Origin of the sequence: Nocardia pseudovaccinii NBRC 100343, from assembly GCF_001613225.1 — a bacterium.
Classification (GTDB): domain Bacteria; phylum Actinomycetota; class Actinomycetes; order Mycobacteriales; family Mycobacteriaceae; genus Nocardia; species Nocardia pseudovaccinii.
On record NZ_BDBY01000103.1, the window covers coordinates 59691 to 82650 of the forward strand.

Annotated in this window: 22 protein-coding genes and 1 pseudogene; 10 read left to right on the plus strand and 13 right to left on the minus strand. The window is 62.3% G+C overall.

What is annotated here, in order from left to right; translation table 11 throughout:
* Positions 1 to 17: 17 nt before the first annotated feature.
* Genes NP3_RS11935 through NP3_RS11945 form a run of 3 tightly spaced genes read right to left on the minus strand, consistent with a single transcriptional unit; the run spans position 18 to position 3056 of the window.
* Positions 18 to 692 carry a hypothetical protein gene (locus NP3_RS11935; RefSeq protein ID WP_084508493.1) on the minus strand — a complete coding sequence of 225 codons (675 nt, stop codon included), beginning with the start codon at positions 690 to 692 and terminating at the stop codon, positions 18 to 20.
* A 45-nt stretch (positions 693 to 737) separates the two neighbouring features.
* The gene (gene glpK / locus NP3_RS11940; RefSeq protein WP_063040633.1) at positions 738 to 2243 is read right to left on the minus strand and encodes a glycerol kinase GlpK; all 1506 of its coding nucleotides are present in this window, start codon (positions 2241 to 2243) and stop codon (positions 738 to 740) included.
* A gap of 48 nt (positions 2244 to 2291) precedes the next feature.
* Positions 2292 to 3056, minus strand: a complete 765-nt coding sequence (locus NP3_RS11945) for an IclR family transcriptional regulator (RefSeq protein ID WP_063040635.1) — start codon at positions 3054 to 3056, stop codon at positions 2292 to 2294.
* A 196-nt stretch (positions 3057 to 3252) separates the two neighbouring features.
* On the opposite strand from NP3_RS11945, the gene glpK (NP3_RS11950) reads away from it, so the two are divergent.
* The 3 genes from glpK (NP3_RS11950) (at position 3253) to NP3_RS11960 (ending at position 7357) form a co-directional block, all read left to right on the plus strand.
* On the plus strand, positions 3253 to 4722 hold the full coding sequence (gene glpK, locus NP3_RS11950) for a glycerol kinase GlpK (RefSeq protein WP_063040736.1): 1470 nt from the start codon (positions 3253 to 3255) through the stop codon (positions 4720 to 4722).
* Positions 4723 to 4769: 47 nt separating this feature from the next.
* Positions 4770 to 6449 (plus strand): glycerol-3-phosphate dehydrogenase, encoded by a 1680-nt coding sequence (gene glpD / locus NP3_RS11955; protein WP_063040637.1) that lies wholly within the window; start codon positions 4770 to 4772, stop codon positions 6447 to 6449.
* A 131-nt stretch (positions 6450 to 6580) separates the two neighbouring features.
* Positions 6581 to 7357, plus strand: a complete 777-nt coding sequence (locus tag NP3_RS11960; protein WP_157124266.1) for a hypothetical protein — start codon at positions 6581 to 6583, stop codon at positions 7355 to 7357.
* 94 nt (positions 7358 to 7451) lie between these two features.
* Here NP3_RS11960 and NP3_RS11965 read toward each other — a convergent pair whose 3' ends face one another.
* From NP3_RS11965 to NP3_RS11980, 4 genes are all read right to left on the minus strand, one after another.
* Entirely contained in the window at positions 7452 to 8672 is a 1221-nt protein-coding gene (locus NP3_RS11965) for a cytochrome P450 family protein (protein WP_063040641.1), read from the minus strand.
* Positions 8673 to 8683: 11 nt separating this feature from the next.
* Positions 8684 to 9946, minus strand: coding sequence for a cytochrome P450 family protein (locus NP3_RS11970; protein ID WP_063040643.1), 1263 nt, complete (start codon positions 9944 to 9946; stop codon positions 8684 to 8686).
* Positions 9947 to 10352: 406 nt separating this feature from the next.
* Positions 10353 to 10703, minus strand: coding sequence for an NAD(P)-binding domain-containing protein (locus NP3_RS11975; RefSeq protein WP_063040645.1), 351 nt, complete (start codon positions 10701 to 10703; stop codon positions 10353 to 10355).
* A 185-nt stretch (positions 10704 to 10888) separates the two neighbouring features.
* Entirely contained in the window at positions 10889 to 12160 is a 1272-nt protein-coding gene (locus NP3_RS11980) for a wax ester/triacylglycerol synthase domain-containing protein (protein WP_169814486.1), read from the minus strand.
* Positions 12161 to 12357: 197 nt separating this feature from the next.
* Here NP3_RS11980 and NP3_RS11985 point away from each other — a divergent pair, with 197 nt between their 5' ends.
* A complete protein-coding gene (locus NP3_RS11985) occupies positions 12358 to 12957 on the plus strand; it encodes a hypothetical protein (protein WP_063040650.1) in 600 nt (199 codons plus the stop codon).
* 584 nt (positions 12958 to 13541) lie between these two features.
* Here the strand turns inward: NP3_RS11985 and NP3_RS51135 are convergent.
* Entirely contained in the window at positions 13542 to 13667 is a 126-nt protein-coding gene (locus NP3_RS51135; protein WP_281197382.1) for a hypothetical protein, read from the minus strand.
* On the opposite strand from NP3_RS51135, the pseudogene NP3_RS51810 reads away from it, so the two are divergent.
* The 3 genes and pseudogenes from NP3_RS51810 to NP3_RS47855 form a co-directional block, all read left to right on the plus strand.
* A pseudogene (locus tag NP3_RS51810) lies at positions 13653 to 14381 on the plus strand (HD domain-containing protein); the annotation flags it as partial. The gene NP3_RS51135 and the pseudogene NP3_RS51810 overlap by 15 nt on opposite strands.
* Before the next feature lie 36 nt (positions 14382 to 14417).
* Positions 14418 to 16247, plus strand: a complete 1830-nt coding sequence (locus NP3_RS11990; protein ID WP_084508478.1) for an ATP-binding protein — start codon at positions 14418 to 14420, stop codon at positions 16245 to 16247.
* A complete protein-coding gene (locus NP3_RS47855) occupies positions 16248 to 16760 on the plus strand; it encodes an SLATT domain-containing protein (RefSeq protein ID WP_157124267.1) in 513 nt (170 codons plus the stop codon).
* A 601-nt stretch (positions 16761 to 17361) separates the two neighbouring features.
* Here NP3_RS47855 and NP3_RS47860 read toward each other — a convergent pair.
* The 5 genes from NP3_RS47860 to NP3_RS12025 all read right to left on the minus strand — a co-directional run bounded on the left by NP3_RS47860 (position 17362) and on the right by NP3_RS12025 (position 20418).
* A complete protein-coding gene (locus NP3_RS47860) occupies positions 17362 to 18531 on the minus strand; it encodes a hypothetical protein (protein WP_157124268.1) in 1170 nt (389 codons plus the stop codon).
* A 45-nt stretch (positions 18532 to 18576) separates the two neighbouring features.
* Positions 18577 to 19143: a hypothetical protein gene (locus tag NP3_RS12005; RefSeq protein ID WP_063040657.1), complete on the minus strand. Its 567-nt coding sequence runs from the start codon at positions 19141 to 19143 to the stop codon at positions 18577 to 18579.
* A 98-nt stretch (positions 19144 to 19241) separates the two neighbouring features.
* Complete coding sequence (locus NP3_RS12010) at positions 19242 to 19478, minus strand: hypothetical protein (protein ID WP_063040659.1); 237 nt, start codon at positions 19476 to 19478, stop codon at positions 19242 to 19244.
* Positions 19475 to 19729 (minus strand): hypothetical protein, encoded by a 255-nt coding sequence (locus NP3_RS12015; RefSeq protein WP_063040661.1) that lies wholly within the window; start codon positions 19727 to 19729, stop codon positions 19475 to 19477. The genes NP3_RS12010 and NP3_RS12015 overlap by 4 nt, the downstream gene beginning before the upstream one ends.
* Positions 19730 to 19989: 260 nt before the next feature.
* Positions 19990 to 20418, minus strand: coding sequence for a DNA-directed RNA polymerase subunit beta (locus tag NP3_RS12025; RefSeq protein ID WP_245720903.1), 429 nt, complete (start codon positions 20416 to 20418; stop codon positions 19990 to 19992).
* A 531-nt stretch (positions 20419 to 20949) separates the two neighbouring features.
* Between NP3_RS12025 and NP3_RS12030 the strand changes: the two genes are divergently transcribed.
* From NP3_RS12030 to NP3_RS12040, 3 genes are all read left to right on the plus strand, one after another.
* Positions 20950 to 22236 (plus strand): NsdA family TPR-like regulatory protein, encoded by a 1287-nt coding sequence (locus NP3_RS12030; RefSeq protein WP_063040668.1) that lies wholly within the window; start codon positions 20950 to 20952, stop codon positions 22234 to 22236.
* 9 nt (positions 22237 to 22245) lie between these two features.
* Positions 22246 to 22515, plus strand: a complete 270-nt coding sequence (locus NP3_RS12035) for a hypothetical protein (protein WP_063040670.1) — start codon at positions 22246 to 22248, stop codon at positions 22513 to 22515.
* 161 nt (positions 22516 to 22676) lie between these two features.
* Complete coding sequence (locus NP3_RS12040; RefSeq protein WP_281197395.1) at positions 22677 to 22937, plus strand: MmyB family transcriptional regulator; 261 nt, start codon at positions 22677 to 22679, stop codon at positions 22935 to 22937.
* Positions 22938 to 22960 lie beyond the last annotated feature (23 nt).

The window sequence follows — 22960 nt, forward strand, 5'->3', positions numbered from 1 at the left end:
CACCGACCAGTGACACGTCAACCCACGAATTCGCGGTCACCGTAGTGGACGGTATCCGGATTCCACGTGCCGCCGATGCTGGTGACGAATCGCTGGGTCAGCGTGAAATCCGCGAGGTCGGCGACCAGGATGAGACTCCCGGATTCGGTGACGGACCCGCCGACCAGATGCTCACGCGCCTCGCGATCGGCGACGAGTGCGTCACGGAACCGGCGCACGTCGACACCGGCGACCTCGACCGTGAAGGCGTCGACCTCCGACGCGGTATTCGGCAGGTACCGGAAGGTCAGCACCGACTCCTGACCGAATCGAGTTCGTACCTGATCGCCGATGCGATGCAAATCGACGGCATCGACACAGGCGAGATGGAATTCACGCGAACGCTCATAGGTCGCCTGCTGCCGCTCATCCGACCAGAACACCCCACTGACCAAGGTGGACCCGACCGGCAGCCCGACATTCCCGAGCGCGATCCCGTCGACCTGAAGTTCGAACGCCGCCAACCCGTTTCGCAACCGCTGGTCATCCGGATCGGTGATCGTCGCCGTGTTATCGGTCGCGAACAGTTCCGCGGTGGGCTGCAACGGATTTCCCACCGCACAAGCATTCGGCGCCGACTCCGCCGGTCCCCCGACCAACACGGTCCCGACGAGCAAGGCAACGACAACGCCGATAACGCGTGACACGATCATCTGGATCCTCTCCATCACCGACGAGCCCCGCAAGATCACCACACCCTAGCGCTTCGAGCGCGACCAGCCGAAGGTCAGGGCTACGGCGCGTTTCCAGTTGTCGTATTCGTCTCGGCGGTGGGTGGGGTCCATTCGGGGGATCCATTGTCCGGCCAGGCGCCAGTTGTTGCGCAGGCCCTCGAGGTCGGGCCAGTAGCCGACGGCCAGGCCAGCGGCGTAAGCGGCTCCGAGAGAGACGGTTTCGGCTACGAAGGGGCGCATGACGGGGATGTCGAGGACGTCGGCGACGATCTGCATGAGCAGGTTGTCGGAGGTCATGCCGCCGTCGACGCGCAGGGTGCTGGCCTGCAGACCGGAGTCGGCGTTCATGGCGTCGACGACTTCGCGGGTCTGCCAGGCGGTCGCCTCCAGGACGGCGCGGGCGAGATGGCCCTTGTTGATGTACGAGGTCAGGCCGATGACGAGACCCCTTGCGTCACTGCGCCAATGCGGCGCATACAGGCCGGAGAATGCGGGCACGATATAGCAGCCGCCATTGTCTTCGACTGTGCGAGCGAGGGTTTCGATCTCGGGCGCACTCGACACCAGACCGATATTGTCGCGCACCCACTGCACCAGCGAACCGGTCACCGCGATCGGCCCCTCCAGCGCGTACACCGGTTCGGGCTCGATCTGATATCCGATGGTGGTGAGCAGACCGTGCGAGGACTGCACCAGCTCGCGCCCGGTATTCATCATCAGGAAGCCGCCGGTACCGTAGGTGCATTTGGTTTCCCCACGGGCGAAACAGGTTTGGCCGAACAGTGCGGCGTGCTGGTCGCCGAGCGCGGCGGCGATCGGGATGCCGGGCACCACCCGGCCGGTCATCCCATAGGACGCGGTCGACGGCTGAATGCCCGGCAGCATCGCGGCCGGAATTCCGAAGAACTCCAACAGTTCTCGATCCCAGGTGAGCGAGGCGATATTCATCAACAGCGTGCGACTGGCATTGGTGACATCGGTGCGATGCACACCGCCGTCCGGTCCGCCGGTCAGATTCCAGATCAGCCAGGTCTCCATGGTGCCGAAGAGCACTTCCCCGCGCTCGGCCCGATCCCGCAGTCCAGGAATGGTATCCAGCAGCCAGCGCAGCCGGGGCGCGGCGAAATAACCGGCCAGCGGCAGGCCGCACAGTTCGCGAATTCGTTCCGCACCAGGCTTGCTCTCGAATTCGCGCACCAGTTCATCGGTGCGCACGTCCTGCCAGACGACCGCCCGCCGGATCGGCACACCGGTGTGGCGATCCCACACCACCGTGGTTTCCCGTTGATTCGCGATGCCGAGGGCCACAACCTGTTCCGCGGCGATACCGGAATCCCGCAGCGCCTGCGGCACGATGCGCTCGACATTGCGCCAGATCTCCAGCGCATCCTGCTCGACCCAGCCGGGCCGCGGATAGTGCTGCTGATGTTCACGCTGTGCGACACCGACCAGGCGTGCGCGCTGATCGAACAGAATGCACCTGGTGGAGGTGGTGCCCTGATCGATCGCCAGCACATAGCGTTGCGCCATCGGCTACTTCCTGTCGGACGAGAATTGGTGCGGCATTATGTACGAAATTCATTGTCCGGCACCGAGATCCCGCGATACCGCATGCGCGGCATCGCGGACCTGCCCGACCAGCGTCGGCCGGTGCCGCAGTTGCGGATCGCAGAGCCGGTCGACCGGACCGCTGATCCCGATCGCACCGACCACGAGTCCACCGTGTGTCCGGATCGGCGCGGCTATACCGGCCACCCCGGACCGGAATTCCTCGGTCTCCCCGGCCCATCCCGCCTGCCGGACCGCGGCAAGCGCCCGGGTGAGCGCCGCCCGGTCGACAATGGTGCGCCGGGTGAGCGGCGCCAATTCACCACCGCGAACAGCGACGGCCAGCTCGGCGTCATAGGCGAGCAGCACCTTGCCGAGCGCGGTCGCGTGCGCCGGTAGCAGTTCGCCGACCTCGAGCGCCTGTTCGGTGTTGTCCGGCCGGAAGACGTGGTGCACGACCACCACGCTTTCGTCCGCCGCGGCACCGATTCGCACCGACTCCCCCGTGCGCGCGGCCAGGGCATCGGCCCAGTTGATCGCCCTCGAGCGCAGTTCGTTGTTGTCGAGATAACTTGTCCCGAGATGCAGTACGGCCGCCCCGAGCTGGTACTTGCCACTGGCTTGATCCTGTTCGACGAATCCCACGCCCTGCAATGTGCGCAGGATGCCGTGCGCGGTCGGCTTGGCCAGCCCGAGCGCACCCGCGATTTCGCCGACCCCGAGGCGGCCGGAACCTCGAGCGAGCAGCTGCAGGACGGCCGCCGCTCGTTCGATCGATTGGATCGGACCGGGCATACGCCGAAACCTACATGGCGATGGCCATCACAACCGTTCGGCATTGTCGAACGCACGCTATGTCCGTTTCGGCGATCCGCTAATAGCGTCGGCCCCGACGGCCGCAACCGCGGCAGTCTTTGCAGACGGAGGCTCAGCGGTGAAACTCGGCTCGTACGTCGGCGCCATCGATCAGGGCACCACGAGCACCCGCTTCATGGTGTTCGACCACGGTGGCAACGAGATCGCCCGGCACCAGCTCGAGCACGAGCAGATCCTGCCGCGCGCGGGGTGGGTGGAGCACAACCCGACCGAGATCTGGGAGCGCACCCGTTCGGTCATCGTGTCCACGCTGAACAAGGCGAATCTCGTCGCGAGCGATCTGGCCGCGGTCGGTGTGACCAATCAGCGCGAAACCACCGTGGTGTGGAATCGCCGGACCGGGCGGCCGTATTGCAATGCCATCGTCTGGCAGGACACCCGCACCGACAAGATCGCCGCCGACCTGGAACGCGCGGGTCACGGCGACATCATCCGCCGCAAGGCGGGGCTGCCGCCCGCAACCTACTTCTCCGGCGGCAAGCTGCGCTGGATCCTGGACAATGTGCCCGGCGTCGCCGCCGATGCGGACGCGGGCGAGGCCGTCTTCGGCACCACCGACACCTGGCTGCTGTGGAATCTCACCGGCGGCATCGACGGCGGCGTGCACGTCACCGATCCGACCAATGCCAGCCGCACCATGCTGATGGACCTGGAGACCTGCGACTGGGACGACGAACTGTTGTCCCTCTTCGGAATTCCGCGCGCCATGCTGCCCACCATCGCGCCCTCGTCGAATCCGGAACTGTTCGGCAGGACCCGCGCCGACGGACCGTTCGGCGGCGAGGTGCCGCTTGCGGGTGTGCTCGGCGATCAGCAGGCAGCCACTGTCGGTCAGGTGTGCTTCCGCCCCGGCGAGGCCAAGAACACCTACGGCACCGGAAACTTCCTGCTGCTCAATACCGGAACCGAACTCGTGCGCTCCCAGCACGGACTGCTCACCACCGTCGCCTACCAGTTCGGCGACGAGAAACCGGTGTACGCGCTGGAGGGTTCGATCGCGGTCACCGGCTCGGCCGTGCAGTGGTTGCGCGATCAGCTCGGCATCATTTCCGGTGCGGCACAAAGCGAAGCCCTGGCCAGGCAGGCCGAGGACAACGGCGGGGTGTACTTCGTGCCCGCATTCTCCGGTCTGTTCGCACCGTATTGGCGATCGGACGCGCGCGGGGTGATCGTCGGGCTGTCGCGCTACAGCACCAATGCCCATCTCGCGCGTGCCACGTTGGAGTCGATCTGCTATCAGACCCGCGATGTCGTCGAGGCCATGGAGGCCGATTCCGGTGTGCGTCTGGACACATTGCGTGTGGACGGTGGCGTCACGGCCAATGAACTGTGCATGCAACTGCAGGCAGACTTCCTCGATGTGCCGGTCTCGCGGCCGGTGGTCGCGGAGACCACCGCACTCGGCGCGGCCTATGCGGCCGGGCTGGCGGTCGGATTCTGGAGCGACACCGACGAACTCGTACAGAACTGGCACGAGGACCGGCGCTGGACACCCACCTGGACCGCGGAGCAGCGCGAACGCGGTTACGCACGTTGGAAGAAGGCGGTCTCGCACACGCTCGACTGGATCGACGTCGACGACTGACCAACCCATCCCGAAGACGCAGTAGCACCGAAACAAGGAGACATACCGTGTCCGCACGTTTGGACTCGAACTACCGCGCCAATGCGCTGAACACATTGGGCGACAATGAAATCGACGTACTCATTATCGGCGGCGGCGTGGTCGGCGCCGGTGCCGCCCTCGATGCCGCCGCCCGCGGGCTGACCGTAACCCTGGTCGAGGCAAGGGATTTCGCGGCGGGCACCTCGAGCCGATCGAGCAAGCTCATCCACGGCGGCCTGCGCTACCTGGAGCAGCTCGACTTCTGGCTGGTGCGCGAGGCTTTGAAGGAGCGCAGCCTGCTGCTGCACCGACTCGCCCCGCATCTGGTGCGTCCGGTGTCGTTCCTGCTGCCGCTGCAACACCGGGTCTGGGAACGCGCCTACATCGGCGCGGGCGTCGCGCTGTACGACACCATCGGCGGGGCCAGGGCGCTGCCCATGCACCGGCACCTTTCGCACACGCGCGCAATGGAATTGGTGCCCGCACTGCGCGATGACGCGATGATCGGCGCGATCCGCTACTTCGACGCACAGGTCGACGACGCGCGCCACACCATGACCATCGCCCGCACTGCCGCCCAGCACGGCGCGACGGTACTCACCCGCACCAAGGTCACCGGACTGTTGCGCGACGGCGAGCGGGTGATCGGCGCGCACGTCACCGATGTGGAGACCGGTCGCGAATACACCGTGCGCGCCCGCCGGGTGATCAGCGCGACCGGCGTCTGGACCGACGAGATGAACAAGATGACCGGCGTGGAATTCCCTTTCCACGTGCGCATGTCGAAGGGCGTGCACATCCTGGTCCCGCGCGAGCGGCTCGACCTGGATACCGGTCTGATCATGCGGACCGAGAAGAGTGTGCTGTTCGTGATCCCGTGGGCCCGGCACTGGATCATCGGCACCACCGATACCGATTGGGCGCTGGACAAGAACCATCCGGTGGCCAGCGATGCCGATGTGCAGTACATCCTCGATCATCTGAACGCGGTGCTGCGAGAGCCGTTGACCCGCAAAGATATTGTCGGCACCTACGCGGGTCTGCGCCCGTTGCTGTCCGGCGCGTCCGCCGATACCGCGACGCTATCGCGGGAACACGCCGTCGCGGAACCGGTTCCGGGTCTGTTCGTGATCGCGGGCGGTAAGTACACCACCTACCGCGTGATGGCCGCCGATGTGGTGGACGCGGCCGTCGAGGGACTCGGTCGCGCGGCCGCCCCGTCGGTGACCGAACACCTGCCGCTGCTCGGTGCCGTCGGCTACCAGGAACTGGCCGCCGATGTGAACAGCGTCGCACAGCGGGCCGGTCTGCCCGTCGCGACCGTCGAGCACCTGCTCGGTCGCTATGGTTCGGGCATATCCGAACTGTTCGATCTGATCGCGGCCGAACCGGAGTTGGCCGAGCCGCTGCCCGGTGCCGGTGAGTACCTCGGCGCCGAGGTCGTCTACGCGGTGACGCATGAGGGCGCACTGCATCTCGACGATGTCCTCACCCGCCGCACCCGCATCTCGATCGAAACCGCCGACCGCGGCCTGACCGCCGCATCCGCGATCGCCTTCCTCATGGGGGCGCGACTCGGTTGGGACGCCGCGAACACGGACCGCGAAATCACCCGCTACCGCGAGCGGGTCGAGGCCGAACTGGCAGCCAACAAGGCCGCCGACGACGAGTCGGCCAACGCGGCCCGCTTGGTCGCCGTGGCCTGATCCGAGTCGATTCGGCCCGGTGCGGACGCCCCGCACCGGGCCGAATCGGCTCGACAAAAATGGGTTCATCCGAAAGGTGGACGGTTCCGAATGTAGGTAAGTAATCATCGATGTTCGGAATGAGGTAATCCATGGGTAAACATCGACCCACACATCCGGTTCGTCTCATCCGTCGACGGACAGCCACACTGGTTTTGGCCAGTGCGCTTCCCCTGTCCGCCGCCCTGACCAGCACCACACCCGCTAACGCCGAGTCGCAACCACTCGGCACCGCGACGCTCTCGCGGACTCCATATGGACTGGCGCACATCGCCGATCCATCGGCTCCGGTCGACGACCCCGCCGTATTCACGACCTTGCCGCTGCGCGACGCCACCGCACCGGTGGCCGAGCCGGACGCCACGGTGCCGGACATGCCGAATGCGGCACAGCCGGATCAAGTCCCGCAGGCGCCCCTTGCGACCAATCGCATCCGCATCGGCAATATCCAGGTCGATCGCCCGGACTTTCTGCCGCCCGACGTGGCCGACCAGATCAACGGCGCCTCCATGGCTACCGAAGGCGCGCTGTCCCAAGGCCTTCAGTCGATGGGCGTCGAACGCGCTCGTTCCGACCAAATCGCCAGTACTGTCGTAGGTGACGCGGTCGTAGGCGCGTCGGTGGGCTCCACCCTGGCGAGCCCGCTCGCCGCCACCAGTGCCGTCGTCGGCGCGGCCGCGGGTCTCATCGCCGGGATCCCATTCCTCCCGGCGGGCTTGGTTGTCGTCCCCATCATCGGCGCAGGCATCGGCTACGCGGTGATCGCCATCCCGGCCGCCGCGGTCGGCGCCGCCGCGGGGGCGGCCGTCGGAGTTGTCCACGGTGCCGTCACCCCGATACCAACCCAGGAGCAACCGGCGATCTCATGACACGTGGCGCGCGGCGATTGTCGTATGTGCCCGTTGCCGCAGCTACTCGGATCGATCGTGTCGGGGTGCCGCTGTGCGGCACCCCGACCACGATCTAGTCCAGGAAAACCGGCAGCGTACGGTGTCCGTTCGAAATGAAACTGCCGACCGGCGCCAATTCCGCCGGATCCACGGCCAAGCGCATATTCGGGAAGCGCTCGAAGATAGCCGGGAGAGCGATCGTCGCCTCCAGCCGAGCGAGCGGGGCGCCGATGCAGTGATGCGCGCCGTGCCCGAAGGACAAGTGTTCCTTGTTGACCCGGTGCAGGTCGAACGTCGCGGCGGTCGCACCGTGCAGGTTCGGATCGCGGCCCGCGGCGGCGTAGGACGCCAGAATCGCCTCGCCCTTGGGAATTCGGATCTCACCGAGCTCGATATCCTCGACCGCATAGCGCAATGGCAGGTGCGCGACCGGCGCCTCGTAGCGCAGCGTCTCCTCCACCAGATCCGACCACGGCACCCGGCCCTCGACCAGATCGGCGCGCTGCTCGGGATGGGTGAGCAGGATGAAGATCGCCTGATCGAGCAGATTGACCGTGGTCTCGTGACCGGCGTTGATGACCAGCATCAGCGTGTCTACGAGTTCCTTCTCGCTCAGCTGCGAGCCGTCGTCCTCGTCTCGGGTCGCGATGAGGACACTGGTGACGTCGTCGCCCGGGGTCTCGCGCCGGTAGGCCACGAGTTCGCTGACCAGGCGGTACATTTCGAGGTAGTTGGCCTGTGCTTCCTCCGGCCCGAACGAGGTGTCGAAGAAGCCGTCGACGCATTTGCGCAGACCGGGCCCGAGATGTTCGGGCACACCCATCATTTCGGTGATGATCTCGATCGGCACCGGATAGGCGTAACCCTCGCGCAGATCGGCCACCTCGCCCTTGGGCGTGGCCGCGAGCGCGTTCAGCAGACCCTCGGTGATCGCCTCGATGCGCGGGCGCAGCGCCGTGGTGCGACGATGGGTGAACGCGGGCGAGACCAGCTTGCGCAGGCGGCGGTGGTCCGTGCCATACGCGGTGAACATATTGTCGACCGCGATCCACGGAAGCAGCGGCCACTCCTGGGTGATCTCGCCATTGATGAACGAAGACCAGTGCTGCCGTGCGTCTTTCGACACCCGCGGATCGGCGAGCAGACTCTTGAGCACGGCGGCATCGGTCACCGACCACGCGGGCACACCGCCGGGCAGGGCGACCAGCGCGACCGGCCCGCGCTCCCGGATCCGCTCGTTCTCGCCTTGGATATCGGCGCCGGTCAGATCCAGGACCAGCGGTTCATGCTCCATCGTTATCTCCTTCAGAAGACGGGCAGCGGAGGGGACTGGGGAAAAACGACCGGCAGCGCCGCCAATGCGCGGTGGAACGGGCCGGGCCGCCAAGCCAATTCGTCCGCGGGCACGGCCAGTTCCATCTCGGGCAGTGCGTCGAGCAGCTGATCGATGGCGTCCTGAACGACCAGGTAGGCAACGGATTTCGCGGGGCAGGCGTGCGGCCCGGCGCCCCACGCCAGATGCGAGCGGTTGCCGGTGCGATCGCCGCCACGGATCGCCGGATCGTTATTGCAGCCCGAAAAGCTGACCACGACCGGCTGATGGGCGGGCAGCCAGGTGTTGTCGATGAGGATCGGCTGGCGCGGGTAGGTGATGCTGAAATTGGCCATCGGCGGGTCGTTGAACAACACCTCGTCGAGTGCGTCGCGGGTCGAGAGGCTACCGCCGAGCATGTCACCGCCGAACCGGTCGTCGGTGAGCATCAGCAGCAGGGTGTTGGTGATCAGATTCTGCATCGGTTCGATGCCCGCGCCGTAGAAACTGATCAGCTGGCATAGCATTTCGGTATCGTCGAGCTTGGACGGGTGGTGGGCCATTCGCGAGGTGACGTCGTCACCGGGCTCGGCCCTGCGTAGCTGCACCAGCTCCAGCAGCGCCTCGCTGAGCATCGCCATACCGGCGGCGGCCTCGACGGTGTCGAAGAGCATCGCCATACCGGTCGCGACCCGCTGCCCCAGTTCCGCTGAGCAGCCCACCATCTGGTTGATGACCTCGAAGACGACCGGCAGCGCGTACTGGGTGACCAGGTCGACCTCGCCGACCTCGCAGAAGCTGTTGATCACCGGGATGGCGATCTTCTCGACCGTCGAATGCAGTTCGTGCAGATCGATTCCGTCGATGCTGCCGGAATACGCCTGCCGGTAGCGGGCATGCGCCGCCCCGGTATTGCGTAGTGCGTTCGGGTACCACATCATCATCGGCTTGACGACCGAGTCGTCGGGAATCGTCTGTTCCCAATGCCGCGGATCCGCCGGGAAGTGTTCCGGATCATTCAGGATTCGCACCGCGGTCTGATACCCGACCACCAGGGTCGCGGGCACACCCGGCGCCAACTCCATCGGCACCAGCGACCCGTACTGGCTGCGAGCCTCCCGATAGGCCCGATGCGGATCGGCGGCGAACTCCGGGGTATGCAACCGAACTCGAGGTTCGCCGGAATCGAGCGGGGAACCGTGCAGCGCGGGGCAGACTCCGTTGGCGGTGGTGTGGGTTGCCGGTGGCGTGGTCAAAGGCGTGACTCCAGACGTTGGATCAGCAAGAAGGCCAGGATCAATGGAAGCACCGCGGCGATAACACAGCCTGCGGCCACAGCACTCAGTTCAGCCCTCCTCGCGACGCCGACCGTATGTGACCCCGGCCATGAGGTCCGCGTCGAGAACCCGGACCCTGGCGAGGCAACCACAGTCGACTGCGGTCACCCCACAGTCCCTGCAGGACAGGCGATTTCGACGCACAATCACCGGACGCCCTACCAGCCGCCCAGAACTCGACGACTCGCCCACGTTATCAGTATCCGGAAGAACTCTCTCCAGATCCGCCCGCAACGTCTGCGCACCCCATGTAACCGGCAAATATGTTGAGCTGCTATTGATCACGCAACTCGTCGAAGATCGACGAGCATGCTCCTTGGGCCCCTCAGTCGGCGCTTGGGAGTTCGGCTTCGCCTGCGGGCTGGCGGACTGCGGTTTCGACGAGTTCGGTGAGTTGGGGTACGGGGACGGGAATGCCGGGGGTTCGCAGGGTCCATTCCACGGGAAGCTTTCGAAACGCCATCAACGGTATCGCCGCGACCACCAGGTCTGCGGCGCGCGCTGCTTCCGCTGCAGTCGTCGCTCGGGCCTGCCCGCCCAGTTCGGAGACGAGATCGGCGAGGGTCGCGGGCCCTCGCGAATTACTGAGGACGACGTCGAGACCGGCCGAGATGGCCAGGCGGGCAATGGAAGTACCGATCATTCCGCTGCCGATGAGTCCGAGTGTCAGGTGCACGGCTTCTCCGTTCGCTGGGGTGAACGCCGTCTGACAGCGTGGAGCCACCGCAGCCGCGCAACCAGACCCGTGTGCTGCGTACTCACGGCGTGATCACCCAATTCGCCACCGCGGTAAGGACATGGACGCCGGGCATAGGGTTGTCGAGTGGACGACCACGCCCGGTCACCAAGGTCATTTTCGGATCAGGATCGACCTGACGTGACCGCCTCGCTCTGCCATGAGAGTAGGGTTTGTTCCCACTCGCGGTGTATTTGGTCGAGGCCGGAGAATCCGGCGTTGGTTCTGAAGCATGCGGTGGCGCTGTCCCCATAGACAAGTAGAAGCACACTCAGCGGAATGTCCCCTTGGGTGGCCATGATCGGATCGACCGCGGTGACGGGATCACCGTGCAGCGCGAGGCGATGACGCAAAACGACATGCGACAGCACGGCCGGAGCGCGGCGCGGAGCCGAGATAGCGGAAAGCATTGTGCGCATGAGCCAGGTGGGCGTTCCGTCGCCGATGCGACGGAACGCTGCCCGCACGGTTGGTGACTTCAACGGTGCGGTAGCGCGAATGGTGCTGGTCATCCGTTGCTCGAATGGGAGCGACGCCCCTGGCAATCTGAGGTAGGTGGTGGCTGTCCTGTTGCCAGCCAAGGCCACCTCGTCCGGGCGACGGATGTTGGCGGGCACCAGTAACGGTATGTCGGGCAAGTCGGCACTCCCGCGGATCTCGCTCTGCCAACGGGTGAGCGTATGGGCGATCGATCCGACATATGTGTCATTGCGGGTGCCGCCGAAAGCGCGGGCAACGGAGGCGAGCGCACTGGTAGGCACGCGGCCCCATGCGAATCCGATCTCGCGTGAGGACTGACACCCAGGCAGGTCCCAGGCGCCCAAGCTCCGCATGCTCTGCAAACTCATCGAGACGCACTGCGCTTGTGTGCGGGCCGACGCGCGAGGGTATTGGGCGAAACCGTGGTATACGGCGGACGATTCGCTCTCGGGGATACCAGGTGCGAACAGCGACTCCAATGTTCGTACTGTTCCCGCGGCGTCCTGCACGCAGTGGTGCACCAGATACAGCAGGGCGTACCGATCAGGCGCGTAGCCGCGCAGCAACCACATCCGCCAATGCGGACCGTCCTCCGGCAGCCGAGTCCTCGCCAGTTCGGCAACAGCCTGCTCCAGATTTTCCTGAGTGGGCACAATATGCTCGACGACATAGCTGGTCAGGTCCATGTCGTCGGCCACCGCCCAATGCCGGGCTCCCCGCGTCATCCATGCGGTCAACGCTGGCAGAGCGGCCAGCCGGGCAGCGATGTAGTCCTGGATGTCACCGAGGCTCGGCGGTTGTCCGTCCAAGTGCAGAACTGCACCGATATTCAGTTGATTGTCGGGGGAGCCTAAAACGCGCAGCGCCCGATCCATTGCCGTGGTGGGCATGTCGAGGGTGCTCCGGGATGCGCTCATTGTGCCGTGTCCTCCAATTGTGCGGCTTCGGCGGCATCGCCGCGTCAGCGGGGATTCTCCATCGAAGTCGGTAGTACCGCCAGGTAAGACAGTTGTATCTTGTTGTGCTGCAGGGCGGATCATGCGGTAGCTCGTGTTGGGCGATGCTGCGGGAGCGGTAGCCCCTGAGGCGACGGCACCCGATCACGATCGAGGATGTGGTCGAGATAGACCTGCCCTCTGAGCGCGAGCTTCGAGAATCCCGCTGTATCGAGCTGAGCAGTCGATTCGGGCGCGCGCAGTGGTACAGCCTGATCGAGGATGGTGGCTGCGGCGACCGGTGGGGATGGTGCATGGCCGAGCACGGTCGGCTACAGCGCTACTACGAACACGACTGGTACCAAGACGACGACGATCGGAATTTCGACAATTTCGGCGCACCACACCCCGCCGAAGCCGGTCTGCGATATCACGACGTGCGGCAGTGGTTGTCCGACAACGGATTCAACGGAAACGAGTGGCACTCCTACACCCGCGATGCGAGGGTTCGCGTCGAAAACGCGGAACCGACGCCGTGGGGTGCCCCTCGACCGCTCGACGACCGCAGCCTGTGGCGCCAGTTCCAGCAGGTGACCGGAATCCCCGATCTGGCGACACCACTCAACGTCGCCGCGAAGGCGTCGATCGACCCAGCCGGATTCGGTCCGCACACGCGCGTGCAGGTCACGGCGTACTCGCGCTCACCGTCTGCGGCCTGCGCAAGGGCCATCACGGCGCGTTCTCCATCGATGAGGAATGGATCAATCCCTTCTCCATGATCATTGGATGATTTGCGTCGCTCGACCGCCACCGCGAACGTCCGAATATCGGCTACTCAGAGAGTGGTGGCAGGGCTCGAAGTAACGGTGCCTTTCCGCACGGACACCCGGACGTAGGGTTGCCGAGTGGACGATCGGACCGAGCTCAGCGGGTTCCTTCAAATCGCGCCGATCTCGGCTGCGCCCGCAGGACGTCGGGCTGCGCGACCACGGCGGAGTGCGCCGAGTCGCGGGCCTGCGGCGCGAGGAGTTGGCCCGGGTGGCGGGGGTGAGATGTCGGTTACACACTCGTTGACGGCGTGGTCGGGGTGCCAGTTCGGTGCCCCGTGCAAGCGACGGCACGGGTGCTGGGCAGCTTCACGGCATACGGGAAATGAGCCGCGTGGAAGTCGAAGGAGGGGCAGCACGTTGCTTGACGCGGCACTGGTTGGCGTCCGATCTGCTGGCAACAGCCCCCGTTGCCCAAGCCGGCTCCAGGTTGCTGTGTATTGTGTAGCGGGTCACAGTAAGCTGAGGGGTAGGGGTTCACTGGCATTATGTCTGTCGATTTTCGATCAACTCCGCTTTGGAAGCGAACTCTTGGTTTAGATGAGCACGGAGCTGAGGGTGAGCAGATCGCGATACTCCGGAGTTCCTTTGAGCTGTTCCGGAATGTAGTTGAGCCGCTCGCTGGCGAGATATCGCGAACTATGCCTATGTTTACGGACCATTCAATTGATCATATAGATTCTCTGTGGGACACAGCCTCGCTAATTCTCGGAGAAGATTTTCCTATAAATCCCGCTGAGGCATTCGTTCTCGGTGGATCGTTTTTACTTCATGATCTCGGAATGGGCTTATCGGCATTTCCTGATGGAATCGAGTCAATTTTGTAGGATCCGCTTTATGAATCCTTCTTTGCGGCTGCCAGTAAGCGGCATGTGAAAAGCTCTAATGGCACCAGGTCGATCGAAGTGGATTTTCCTCCTGCAAAGCAGGAGGCGATTGTTGCAGTGTTGAGACTCCGGCACGCTCGACAAGCTGAGCGTCTCGTAACGCAGGAGTTTGAGGCTTCTAGTGGGCAGCGATTTAGGCTTTTGGAGAACACCGAGCTACGAACAGCGTTCGGCGCAATTATTGGAAAAATCGCGCACAGTCATCGGCTCTCGGTCGAGGAGTTGCCGACGCACTTTCCGAATGTATTAGGATCGTACCCAAAGCATCCACCCTCGTGGGAAATCGATACGTTGAAGATAGCGTGCATCCTGCGTCTGGCAGACGCCATACACATCGATTCGAGGCGTGCGCCAACATATCTGCACGCATTCAGAAAGCCGTTGGGTGACTCTGAGGATCACTGGTACTTTCAGGAAAGGTTAACACGGCCTCGCCGCTCGGAGGACCGACTTACATATACTTCGTCTCAAGATTTCTCGGCTGTAGAAGCTCAAGCTTGGTGGCTCGCATTCGAGACAATCCGCATGATTGATAATGAACTCCATCAGGTCGATGCCTTATGTGTCGAATTCAACCGTCCTAGATTTCTTGTGACAGCTGTATCAGGCGCAGAGAGTCCACATCGACTTTCGAGATACATTCGCACGGCCGACTGGGACCCAATTGACGCGCGGGTTAAAGTCACGCAAGTGGAATCTGTCGTATCAAATCTCGGTGGCAAGGAACTATACGGCGATTCATCGTCGGTGGCGCTGCGAGAGCTGATAGCAAATGCGGCAGATTCGATTCGTGCTAGGGTCACTCAATTTGGCGGAAGCAACAATTCTGTGGTGGTGCGGTTATGGCAAGCCGGGGGCGACTACTGGCTGAGCGTTTCCGACTCAGGTATCGGTATGGATGAAAATCGCCTTGTTAATTCTCTAACCGACTTTGGAAAGTCAACTTGGACGTCTCCGGAGATGCTTACCGAATATCCAGGGCTTGTTAGCAAGAAGTACAGAGCTACCGGGAAGTTTGGTATTGGATTCTTTTCGGTATTCATGCTCAGCGACTATGTCGAGGTTACTTCGCTAAAATACCTTGATGCATCCGATAAGACGGCACGATTAATTTTCAAAGGTGGCATCGGGGGCAGGCCGATGCTGCAACGGGTTCCTGCGGAAGATCGGTTGCATGCAGGGGGGGCGACCGTTAAAATCAAATTGCGCTGCGATCCCCTGACTCGCAGCGGTCTCTTAGAGACGGATGTACTGCGCATCAGCAGGTCGGAAATGCTAAAGAAGAATATTTCGAGCTTGTGTGCTCTATCCGATACGGATATAGCTTTTTCAGACTCGGAGAACGGCATGCCCGAGTTGGTAGTTGCGGCAGATTCCTGGAAGACGGCTGAGGCGTCAGATCTCTTCCGTGCTGTCTATGCTGAAGAGTTGCAGGTTCCCTTTTTGGCACCAATGTATCGAGAGTATGAGAAGAATTTTGTCACAAATTCTCGGGTAATCTTGTCGGACGATGGGGATATCGTAGGACGTGCAGTTCTGGCAGCGGGACTCGAAGAAGCTAGCATCGCAGATTTGTGGTGGTGGCCGAGCCCGAGCGCCCCGATATTCGTTGGCGGCCTGCGTGCCGATATTTTGTATTCAATCTTGGGTGTATTTGTAGGGGAGCCGGGAAAGGCTGACCGCAAGACTGCATTCCCCTCGGCGAATGCGCAGTCGTTGCGTAACTGGGCCGAAACGCAGGCTACGTCAACAGCTAACTCAAGCTATGCGTCTACGGCGACCCGGTATACGGCGGCGCAATTTGCCCGCTCTGTGGGTGTAGATGTTCCAACGCTCCCGTTGGGGTACACCAGAGATGGTGAATTGACGCCGCTGAAAGCGGATCAGTGGGCGCAACAATGCGAGGTGGTATACATTATCTCCTCAGCGGAGATCTACGCGTTCCACAATGAGGACGGCACGCCGATCTATATTGATCGAACCCGCGGACGGGAGCTCGATCTCCCTGGTAATGCCGTTATTGTAGATTTGTATCCTATGTTCTTCTTTCCGGAGGAGGTATTTCCTCGGCCGAAAGATTCTCGTTTTGCGGGCGCTGCGCCTTTGGTGGACGGAGTATGGAATCCCGAGGCATGGTGGTATGGTCTTGGGAAGATCGGAAGCGCCCCTATGATTTTGGAAGCCGTGGCCCGTGCATGGGACATTGACGCCGTTTCGCTCGGAAAAAGGTTGGAACGGCATATTCTAACGCCCGAGGCGGACGAAAGAATTTCGATAGAAACCAAGGATGGCAGCGGTTCTGTAAAGTTGGAAGTCTACAGCATGTGGAAATCTTCAATTGCTGAGGCCGGCTAGATGGAAGACAATGCTTCGTTGATCGATGTTCTTAGTCTCCTTGACCGATATCGATTGCGTGCACACCGAATGTCTCGAGCTCAGCACATAGCGGCCAAGCGGGCGGACGCAATGAATAGAATTCTCGGTGTGCCGGTTGTCGCTCTATCGGCTCTAGTAGGAACAAGTATTTTCGCAACGCTCCGAGCTCAGCCGGAATGGTACTGGGTTGTCGCGGCAGGATTTGTTGCACTGCTGGCGAGCGTGCTGGCAGCTCTTCATACATTCTTGGGGTACTCGGAAGTCTCGAAGCGACATACTGAGGCTGCCACGGCGTTCGGTCAACTTAAGCGTGAAATGGATATCCTTTCTTTGCATCTACGGCTTGCATTGCCGGACCCGAACCAAGGTCTTGAGCAACTGCGGCCACTAGTCGACAGATTTTCAGTGTATTCGGCTGATAGTCCTACCGTTGACGATAAGCTTTACGACCGAGCGAAGCGGGAGCAAATGGATGATGATGAAGGTATATAGCTGTCATTAGTTGGGATTTCTTGCCACTGAATACAGTTCGATATTAGTTGCAACACGAACGCATCCGGACCGACAAGCGATAGTTCTCATCATGGACGTGCTGTTGGTCGGTGACCGGGCGGAAGATGCGCAGGTCGTGTCAGAGCTGCAAGTCGGGCCGCCCGGGAGCGGAGCGGAAGGGCGGGCGCACCGGGCGGCGCGCGCATGCGCGCCGCTCTTGATCTTCGTAGAGGGAAATTCGGCAAGTTCTCTTACTTGGGTTTTACTACTTGGGGTTCCGGCTTCTTTTCTTCTCTTTCTTTCTCGTCCGGGGGCTCCCAATCTTCTTTCACTCTCTACATGAGGTCATCACGTCTGCGGCACAATAGCTTTCGCGAGACTGATCGGTAAGCCCGCTCGATCCGCGACGCAACCTGGCAGGCACTCCGCACGCAGGATTCCAGGACCGGGGCAGCCGAATCCGGCACAGCGGAGGATCAGCACAGGCAAGGTACCCGGTGGAGCGGGACGCCTTCCGCAACCACGTCCATGACGGCGAGCTTCATCGTCATCATGGACGTCCTGAATGCCGAAGTGGCTACGCTGGACTTCGTTTTAAGCCCTACCCGCCGCGGTGTCGGCCCTCACGTTCGCGTTCCGTGCGTTCGCGTTCGCGCTGCTGATGTATCGCCCGTTCTCGTTCAGCGTCGGCATGGGTTCGAGTTGGTCTTGCTTCCTCACCTGGCTGGGGCCGACCTAATTCGTACACGCGCATAACTTCCCGTGGCACCCCCTCGCGCACTGCTCGCTCACGCATTTCTCGCGCTTGTTCGCGTTGTTTGTCGATCGCTTCCCGCTCGGTCCGCTCTTTCTCTTCACGTGCGAGGGTAGAGCCGATTTTTCCAAGCTCATGCGTTACGTCTCTGCGTTTATCTTCGTGGTTCTGTTCTATGAGTCGTTCCGTTTCTTGGGCGTGTTCGCGCCCTAATCCGGCGTCGTGAACCATCTGCCGAGCCTTCGCGCGTTCTATTTCGCGAATATCCGCTAGGTCTTTGGTAAACCGCGTGTGCGATTCCCGCAGCTTTTCGATTTCTAGTGCCTGGCCCTTTTCGCGCGGTTCGGCAATCTTCCGCGCCTCCGCTACATGTTCGCGGAGCTGTTCGCGTTTCTCGTTCAACTCTCGCGGGCCTACACTCCGCGCCAACTCTCTATCGCGTGCCCGTTGTTCTCGCTCGGCGATCCGCGACCGCTCTTGGCGTTCTTTCGCCAGCTCCCGCGCCTCTCGCTGCCGTTCGCTTTGCAGCCGCGCTTGCTCGCCGACGCCGGGTAGTTCGAGTTGCGGAGTTGGTTCCCTTTCCAATCCGCGCGCCCATATCTCGCGGGCGTCCTCGCGCGAGATGACCTGATGTGTGAACTTATCCCCGTGGTCGCGGACCAGGCCATCGATGAGTTCCTTAGCTCGTGGCGATATCGCTTCGCCCTCAACCGATCTCAGCAGGTGATGCTGGACCTCACCCTTTTCGATGAGAGCACGCACAACCTTCAGCTGAGTTTCGTCCTTATCTCCTCCGATCCTGCCTGATTTCTCTTCGATTGTGGATGTGCGTCCTAGGTCGTCCTTTCTGACCTTGTCGAACTTGATGCTGTCTTTTCCGTCCCTGTATGTTCGGGACTGGTGAGTGTATCCGTTTTCGCGGTCTCGGAAGAATCGGTCGCTGCCGTTTTCGAAGATCCTCCCGCGTTGGTTGCTGTCGAATCCTTTGCGATCACTGCCGTAACCGTCACCAGGCATGGCGATACCCCGCCCCCGAAACTATGAAACGAAATTTATTTTAGGTCACACGAAAGGAGGGTGATCAGGAAAGCTCTCGTTGAGATCGGAGAACAACGGGCCACCATCTTTGTGTAGCCTCCAGAACCCCACGGATGCCAGTTCGACAATATCGAGGAATTCGTGCTCGATCACGAATTTGACAAGACATTCTGCCGTGCAGGTCTTCCAATCCGTGAACTTGAAAGCTATGCCCGGTCTAATGTCGTCGTAAATAGAGATGTCTTTACAGTCGTTGTATCCGGATGGCATATCGGTCAGATCGCACCATTGCGCGTCCAGATACCGGATGAACCATTCTCCGATGAAGCACACGAGTTGATCGACGAAATCGGCATTCTCTGAAAGGGTCGCAGCTGTGATATCCGGAAACAGCTCCGCGATCACGTCGTTGATCTGAATTGCCTCATCTGATTCGAAATCCCATGGCTCCGACGGCAGTGCGGGCAACTCGGCGCGGTTGAGGAGTTTCCTGACCTGTGCCGCCCGTCGCTGCGGTTCGGCCCACGTAACCCATGCGTTCGGCTTGACATCAACGACCAAATCCAGGCCCAACTGATCATCATTCCCCACGCTGATACCTCCGCTTCCGTCGCTTCTCGTTCCCGCTGTCCGAATCAAGATTCTGCTGACGCTCGTGAGCCTCGGAACTCGCGCGTCAGTGTCTCACCTCACGGTGACAGGTAAAGGCGCTCGCACGGAAGCCGCGGGTAGCCTCTGGTGTCGCCGAGGTCGACCGCGACAGCATCGGCGTAGTGCTGCGCCTGGTGCTCTTGTACGAAGATCAGCGCGGCCGTGAGGCACGCGACGAAGTCGAACCGTGCACCGTGTAGGAACACACTCAGGTGTACGTCCGGGTCATCGGGTAGCGGTGAAAGGTCGCGTTGCACAGGAACTTCCAGGCTCATGATTCCTCGCGATCGCGAACACTGGTCGGCTGAATCGTGATTGCGTCGTCTTTGTCCAGCTCGGCGTCCGAGTCGCAGACCCATCCGTCCTCGTCAACCGGCATCACCGAGCCATCCGCGCGCTGGTAGATCGGAGCACTGTCGACAGGGGCAAGGTCGAGCTTGAAATGGGCTTCCTCATGGAAGACCGCGAGCAGTTTCCGCACGGGCGGAGATAGCTGTGCCTTTCGTGGCCGCGCAACGTCATTCATGCGGCCGGTCCTGTGTCGATATGCGCGTGTAGAAATCGGGCATGCGTTCGGCCGTGTCATCCACCACCCGTACGCCGATCCATGGACACCGCAAGGCCGAGGGCAGAATGCCGTCGTGGTCAGCGATCCGAGCGTCGACGATGGGGACCAAGCCCGAGCACAGCCGATCCGGGCACCTGACCGACCGCACTTCGCTGGTGTCGGGGTCGAATGTCCCGATACCGCACATCGACAACGTGATCCAGGGCCCGCACTCACATTCAGACATGAGCAGTCCAGCGCTTCACTGGGCGATACAGGCCCGAGCACGCCCGGATCGCATCGACCACCACAAGCCCGGAGGGCCGGAACGTGCAGCGCGGCGGTTCGATCCAACGTCTGAACTGCGCGCCGTTGTCGACCGGTGACGGCAACGCGACGGTGCCACCGGTTCGCACTACCGACACGTTCAGCCGGAACATCTCGGCGAACAGGCGTACGTCGTTGGGGATGTCCGGGCGCACAAGCAGCGTCCACCGGTTCGAGCGTGGATGCGACAGTATCGGCCCGATATCCGAACCATGGTGTTGCATATAGGTTTTCACGGCTTGCCCGAGATGGGCAGGGAGGATGAGTGCCCATACGTGCTCGGCTTTCATGATGATGCGGCCGAGGTGGGGCGGGTCGACGGTCGCGGGCAGATCGCACACCCGCCTGTAGAAGTGACAGCGCGACAACGGTGTGTCGCTAAAAGCTAAGTGGCCCATTGGAATTCAGACCCCCTGATCGGGTTGTTCGTGAGCTTGTTCGGGTTGCCACTCATGTAGGGCGTTTAGGTAGCGCTCAACAACCTCGGCAGGGAGATCGACCGCGACGGCGGCGGGAGGGCCGACGAGTGGCGTCCGGTGCGGTAGTTCTGGGTTCTTCACCATCGCGCCCTCTCAGTAGCTCGATTGGTTAGGTGCGCCCGGCCATAACGGCGCTCATGTACGTACCCGGGACGGGAACAGGGGCCAGGCTGAAAGTCGGACAACGACGGCGACGGCATAATCAAGCTCCCCTGCTTGCTGTGAAATGGTTGCGCAGCAATGAGCGTCACACCGCTCTAGCCGTTCTAGCAGGGCAAACACCCCCGCAAAGCCCCCCGCAAAGTGCCGTCAGCGGGTGACAATGCGGGGTGCTGGGTGGTTATTCTCGGTTAGGACCACAAGAGAGGGTCGACTGTGTATCGGGAACCCAATGTGCGGTTGACGCAACACATTCAAGAACGTGACTGGACCCAGGCCGAGACAGCCGAGCGGGTCAACGCCGCGTACGCCGAAATCACCGGGCGGGAAGGCCGCTACGACGATGAAGCGATCCGCCGACTTCAACGGGGCAGCGTGACGTGGCCTCAGAAGCCATACCGGCAGGCGCTTGCTCAGGCGTTCGGGGTGCCGATTGAGGATCTGGGATTTTTCCGGCGCAATCGCCGGGCTAGTGATGGAGATGACGTGCGCCGTATTGACTTCCTACGCGGGCTTGCCGCGGTGGGGGGAAGTTCGCTACTAGCGGGGGGCCTAACCGCGACACTGGACGATGCGATCGTCCATACCGCTATCCCGAACAGCATCGGGCCTGAGCATGTCGCCGAGATCGAACAGGTCATGCACGCCGTTCGCGAGTCCGATCACCTTGGGCACCCTTGGGCCTGGGAGGTAATGGCGGCGCAAGTGCGTCGTGGTGCAGCTCTCCTGGAGGCAGCCAACGACAACCAGGTAAGCCGCGATCTGTACGGGGCGGTGGGGGCGCTGGCGGATGCGGTCGGCTGGGCGCACTTCGACGCCGGGCATTATCGAGCGGCTGACCGATACCTGCGCGTGGGTTTGCATTGCGCGGATGAGGCGGGGGCCTGGTCGTTACGCGCGGACATCTTGAGTGATATGGCGCGGCAGGCAATCTACCTCGGTCAGCCTGACGAAGCCTTGACGCTGCTGGGCGCGGCCAAGGTGCGCGAGGACAGGATAAGCAACTTGCGGCGGGCAAACCTGTCCGCGGTGCAAGCTCGAGCATTCGGGTCGCTCGGCAACGCTCGCGAGTGCGTTCGGGCTGTTCGTGATGCGGACGAGCACTTTCACGATTCGGCGGATGACGACGTGCCGGACTATGGGAACTTCGCGCAGTTCTACACATTCGCCCAACTGAACGGGGACACCGGGCACGCGTTGTACGACATCGCAGTTCACGGCGTCGAAGTGACAGAGACGCGGCACCGGCTCAGGGTTGCCATTGAGAGCTACTCGGAGTCGTGGGCACGGTCGCGAGCGTTCTGCCTGGCACGTGAGGCCGTACTGACACTTCTGAACGGGGAACCAGGGGAAGGTGCGGCGCTCGGTCTCGAGGTCGTTGAGGAAGCACGACGCATCGGCTCGGCGCGGTTGGCGTCCGACGTTCGCGCTATTCACGCGGCGGCGGCGATCGACCACCCAGATGTTCGGGCTCTGCGCAGCAGCGCAGGGCAATTGGTCGGCATCGAAGAGAATGCATGAGGTTCGGGGATGGCCGGGATGTATGCCAGCAATCAACAAGTGCGCGACGAACTGATCGCGCACTGCAAAGCGAGCGGTGCAGTCATCGAAGACTCAACGCCCGCAATGATCTACGCAAGTTCGGCAGACCCCCGACAGACGATCGCTGAGATTCGAAAAGCATTGGCAGACACTCTATTTCGTGAGCGCACTGCCCACGACGGCGACCAGGAAGCTTTCATCACCGTACTGGACGCGATAGACAGAACAATTACCGTGAAGGTGCGTCGGGGTCTGTAGAACCCGATAGCAGAATGGGAGCCCGGCAGATCGTGAAGGCTGCCGGGCTTCGTCGTAGCTGACGCACGGCGGAACCTGCGGCAGCGGTGCACAAGGGACCAAAGCAATCGAATCGAGTATTCGTGCTGAGGTTTTCATGCGGCGGACATTTGGCGCTGTAGATTGGCCACGCCGAACTCACCGCACACATCGAGAACATGCAAGAGCTGAGTCCGGACTTCGCACGAATGTGGGCCGAGCACCCGGTCGCACAGGTTCGCAACCGGACGTACGCGCTGCACCATCCGCTCGTCGGCGAGCTGACCCTGCACGGCGAACTCGTCGCACTCCCCGACGCACCGTCGTGCTGCGGCCTGGACCTGTTCGCCGCCGAGCCCGGTTCGGCATCCGAGCAGGCGCTTCGGGAACTCGGGAATCAGTAGCCCGGCTCGGCTGGCCCTCGGCG

Bases quoted from the DNA above. Each gene is read 5' to 3' on its own strand.
- NP3_RS12035 (WP_063040670.1), top strand. From the start codon at position 22,246: ATGGCCGGGATGTATGCCAGCAATCAACAAGTGCGCGACGAACTGATC.
- NP3_RS51135 (WP_281197382.1), bottom strand. From the start codon at position 13,667: ATGGTCCGTAAACATAGGCATAGTTCGCGATATCTCGCCAGCGAGCGG.
- NP3_RS12010 (WP_063040659.1), bottom strand. From the start codon at position 19,478: ATGAGCCTGGAAGTTCCTGTGCAACGCGACCTTTCACCGCTACCCGAT.
- NP3_RS47855 (WP_157124267.1), top strand. From the start codon at position 16,248: ATGGAAGACAATGCTTCGTTGATCGATGTTCTTAGTCTCCTTGACCGA.
- NP3_RS11960 (WP_157124266.1), top strand. From the start codon at position 6,581: ATGGGTAAACATCGACCCACACATCCGGTTCGTCTCATCCGTCGACGG.
- NP3_RS11965 (WP_063040641.1), bottom strand. From the start codon at position 8,672: ATGGAGCATGAACCGCTGGTCCTGGATCTGACCGGCGCCGATATCCAA.
- NP3_RS11990 (WP_084508478.1), top strand. From the start codon at position 14,418: ATGATTGATAATGAACTCCATCAGGTCGATGCCTTATGTGTCGAATTC.
- glpK (WP_063040633.1), bottom strand. From the start codon at position 2,243: ATGGCGCAACGCTATGTGCTGGCGATCGATCAGGGCACCACCTCCACC.
- NP3_RS47860 (WP_157124268.1), bottom strand. From the start codon at position 18,531: ATGCCTGGTGACGGTTACGGCAGTGATCGCAAAGGATTCGACAGCAAC.
- NP3_RS11980 (WP_169814486.1), bottom strand. From the start codon at position 12,160: ATGAGCGCATCCCGGAGCACCCTCGACATGCCCACCACGGCAATGGAT.
- NP3_RS12015 (WP_063040661.1), bottom strand. From the start codon at position 19,729: ATGAATGACGTTGCGCGGCCACGAAAGGCACAGCTATCTCCGCCCGTG.
- NP3_RS11935 (WP_084508493.1), bottom strand. From the start codon at position 692: ATGATCGTGTCACGCGTTATCGGCGTTGTCGTTGCCTTGCTCGTCGGG.
- glpK (WP_063040736.1), top strand. From the start codon at position 3,253: ATGGTGTTCGACCACGGTGGCAACGAGATCGCCCGGCACCAGCTCGAG.
- NP3_RS11945 (WP_063040635.1), bottom strand. From the start codon at position 3,056: ATGCCCGGTCCGATCCAATCGATCGAACGAGCGGCGGCCGTCCTGCAG.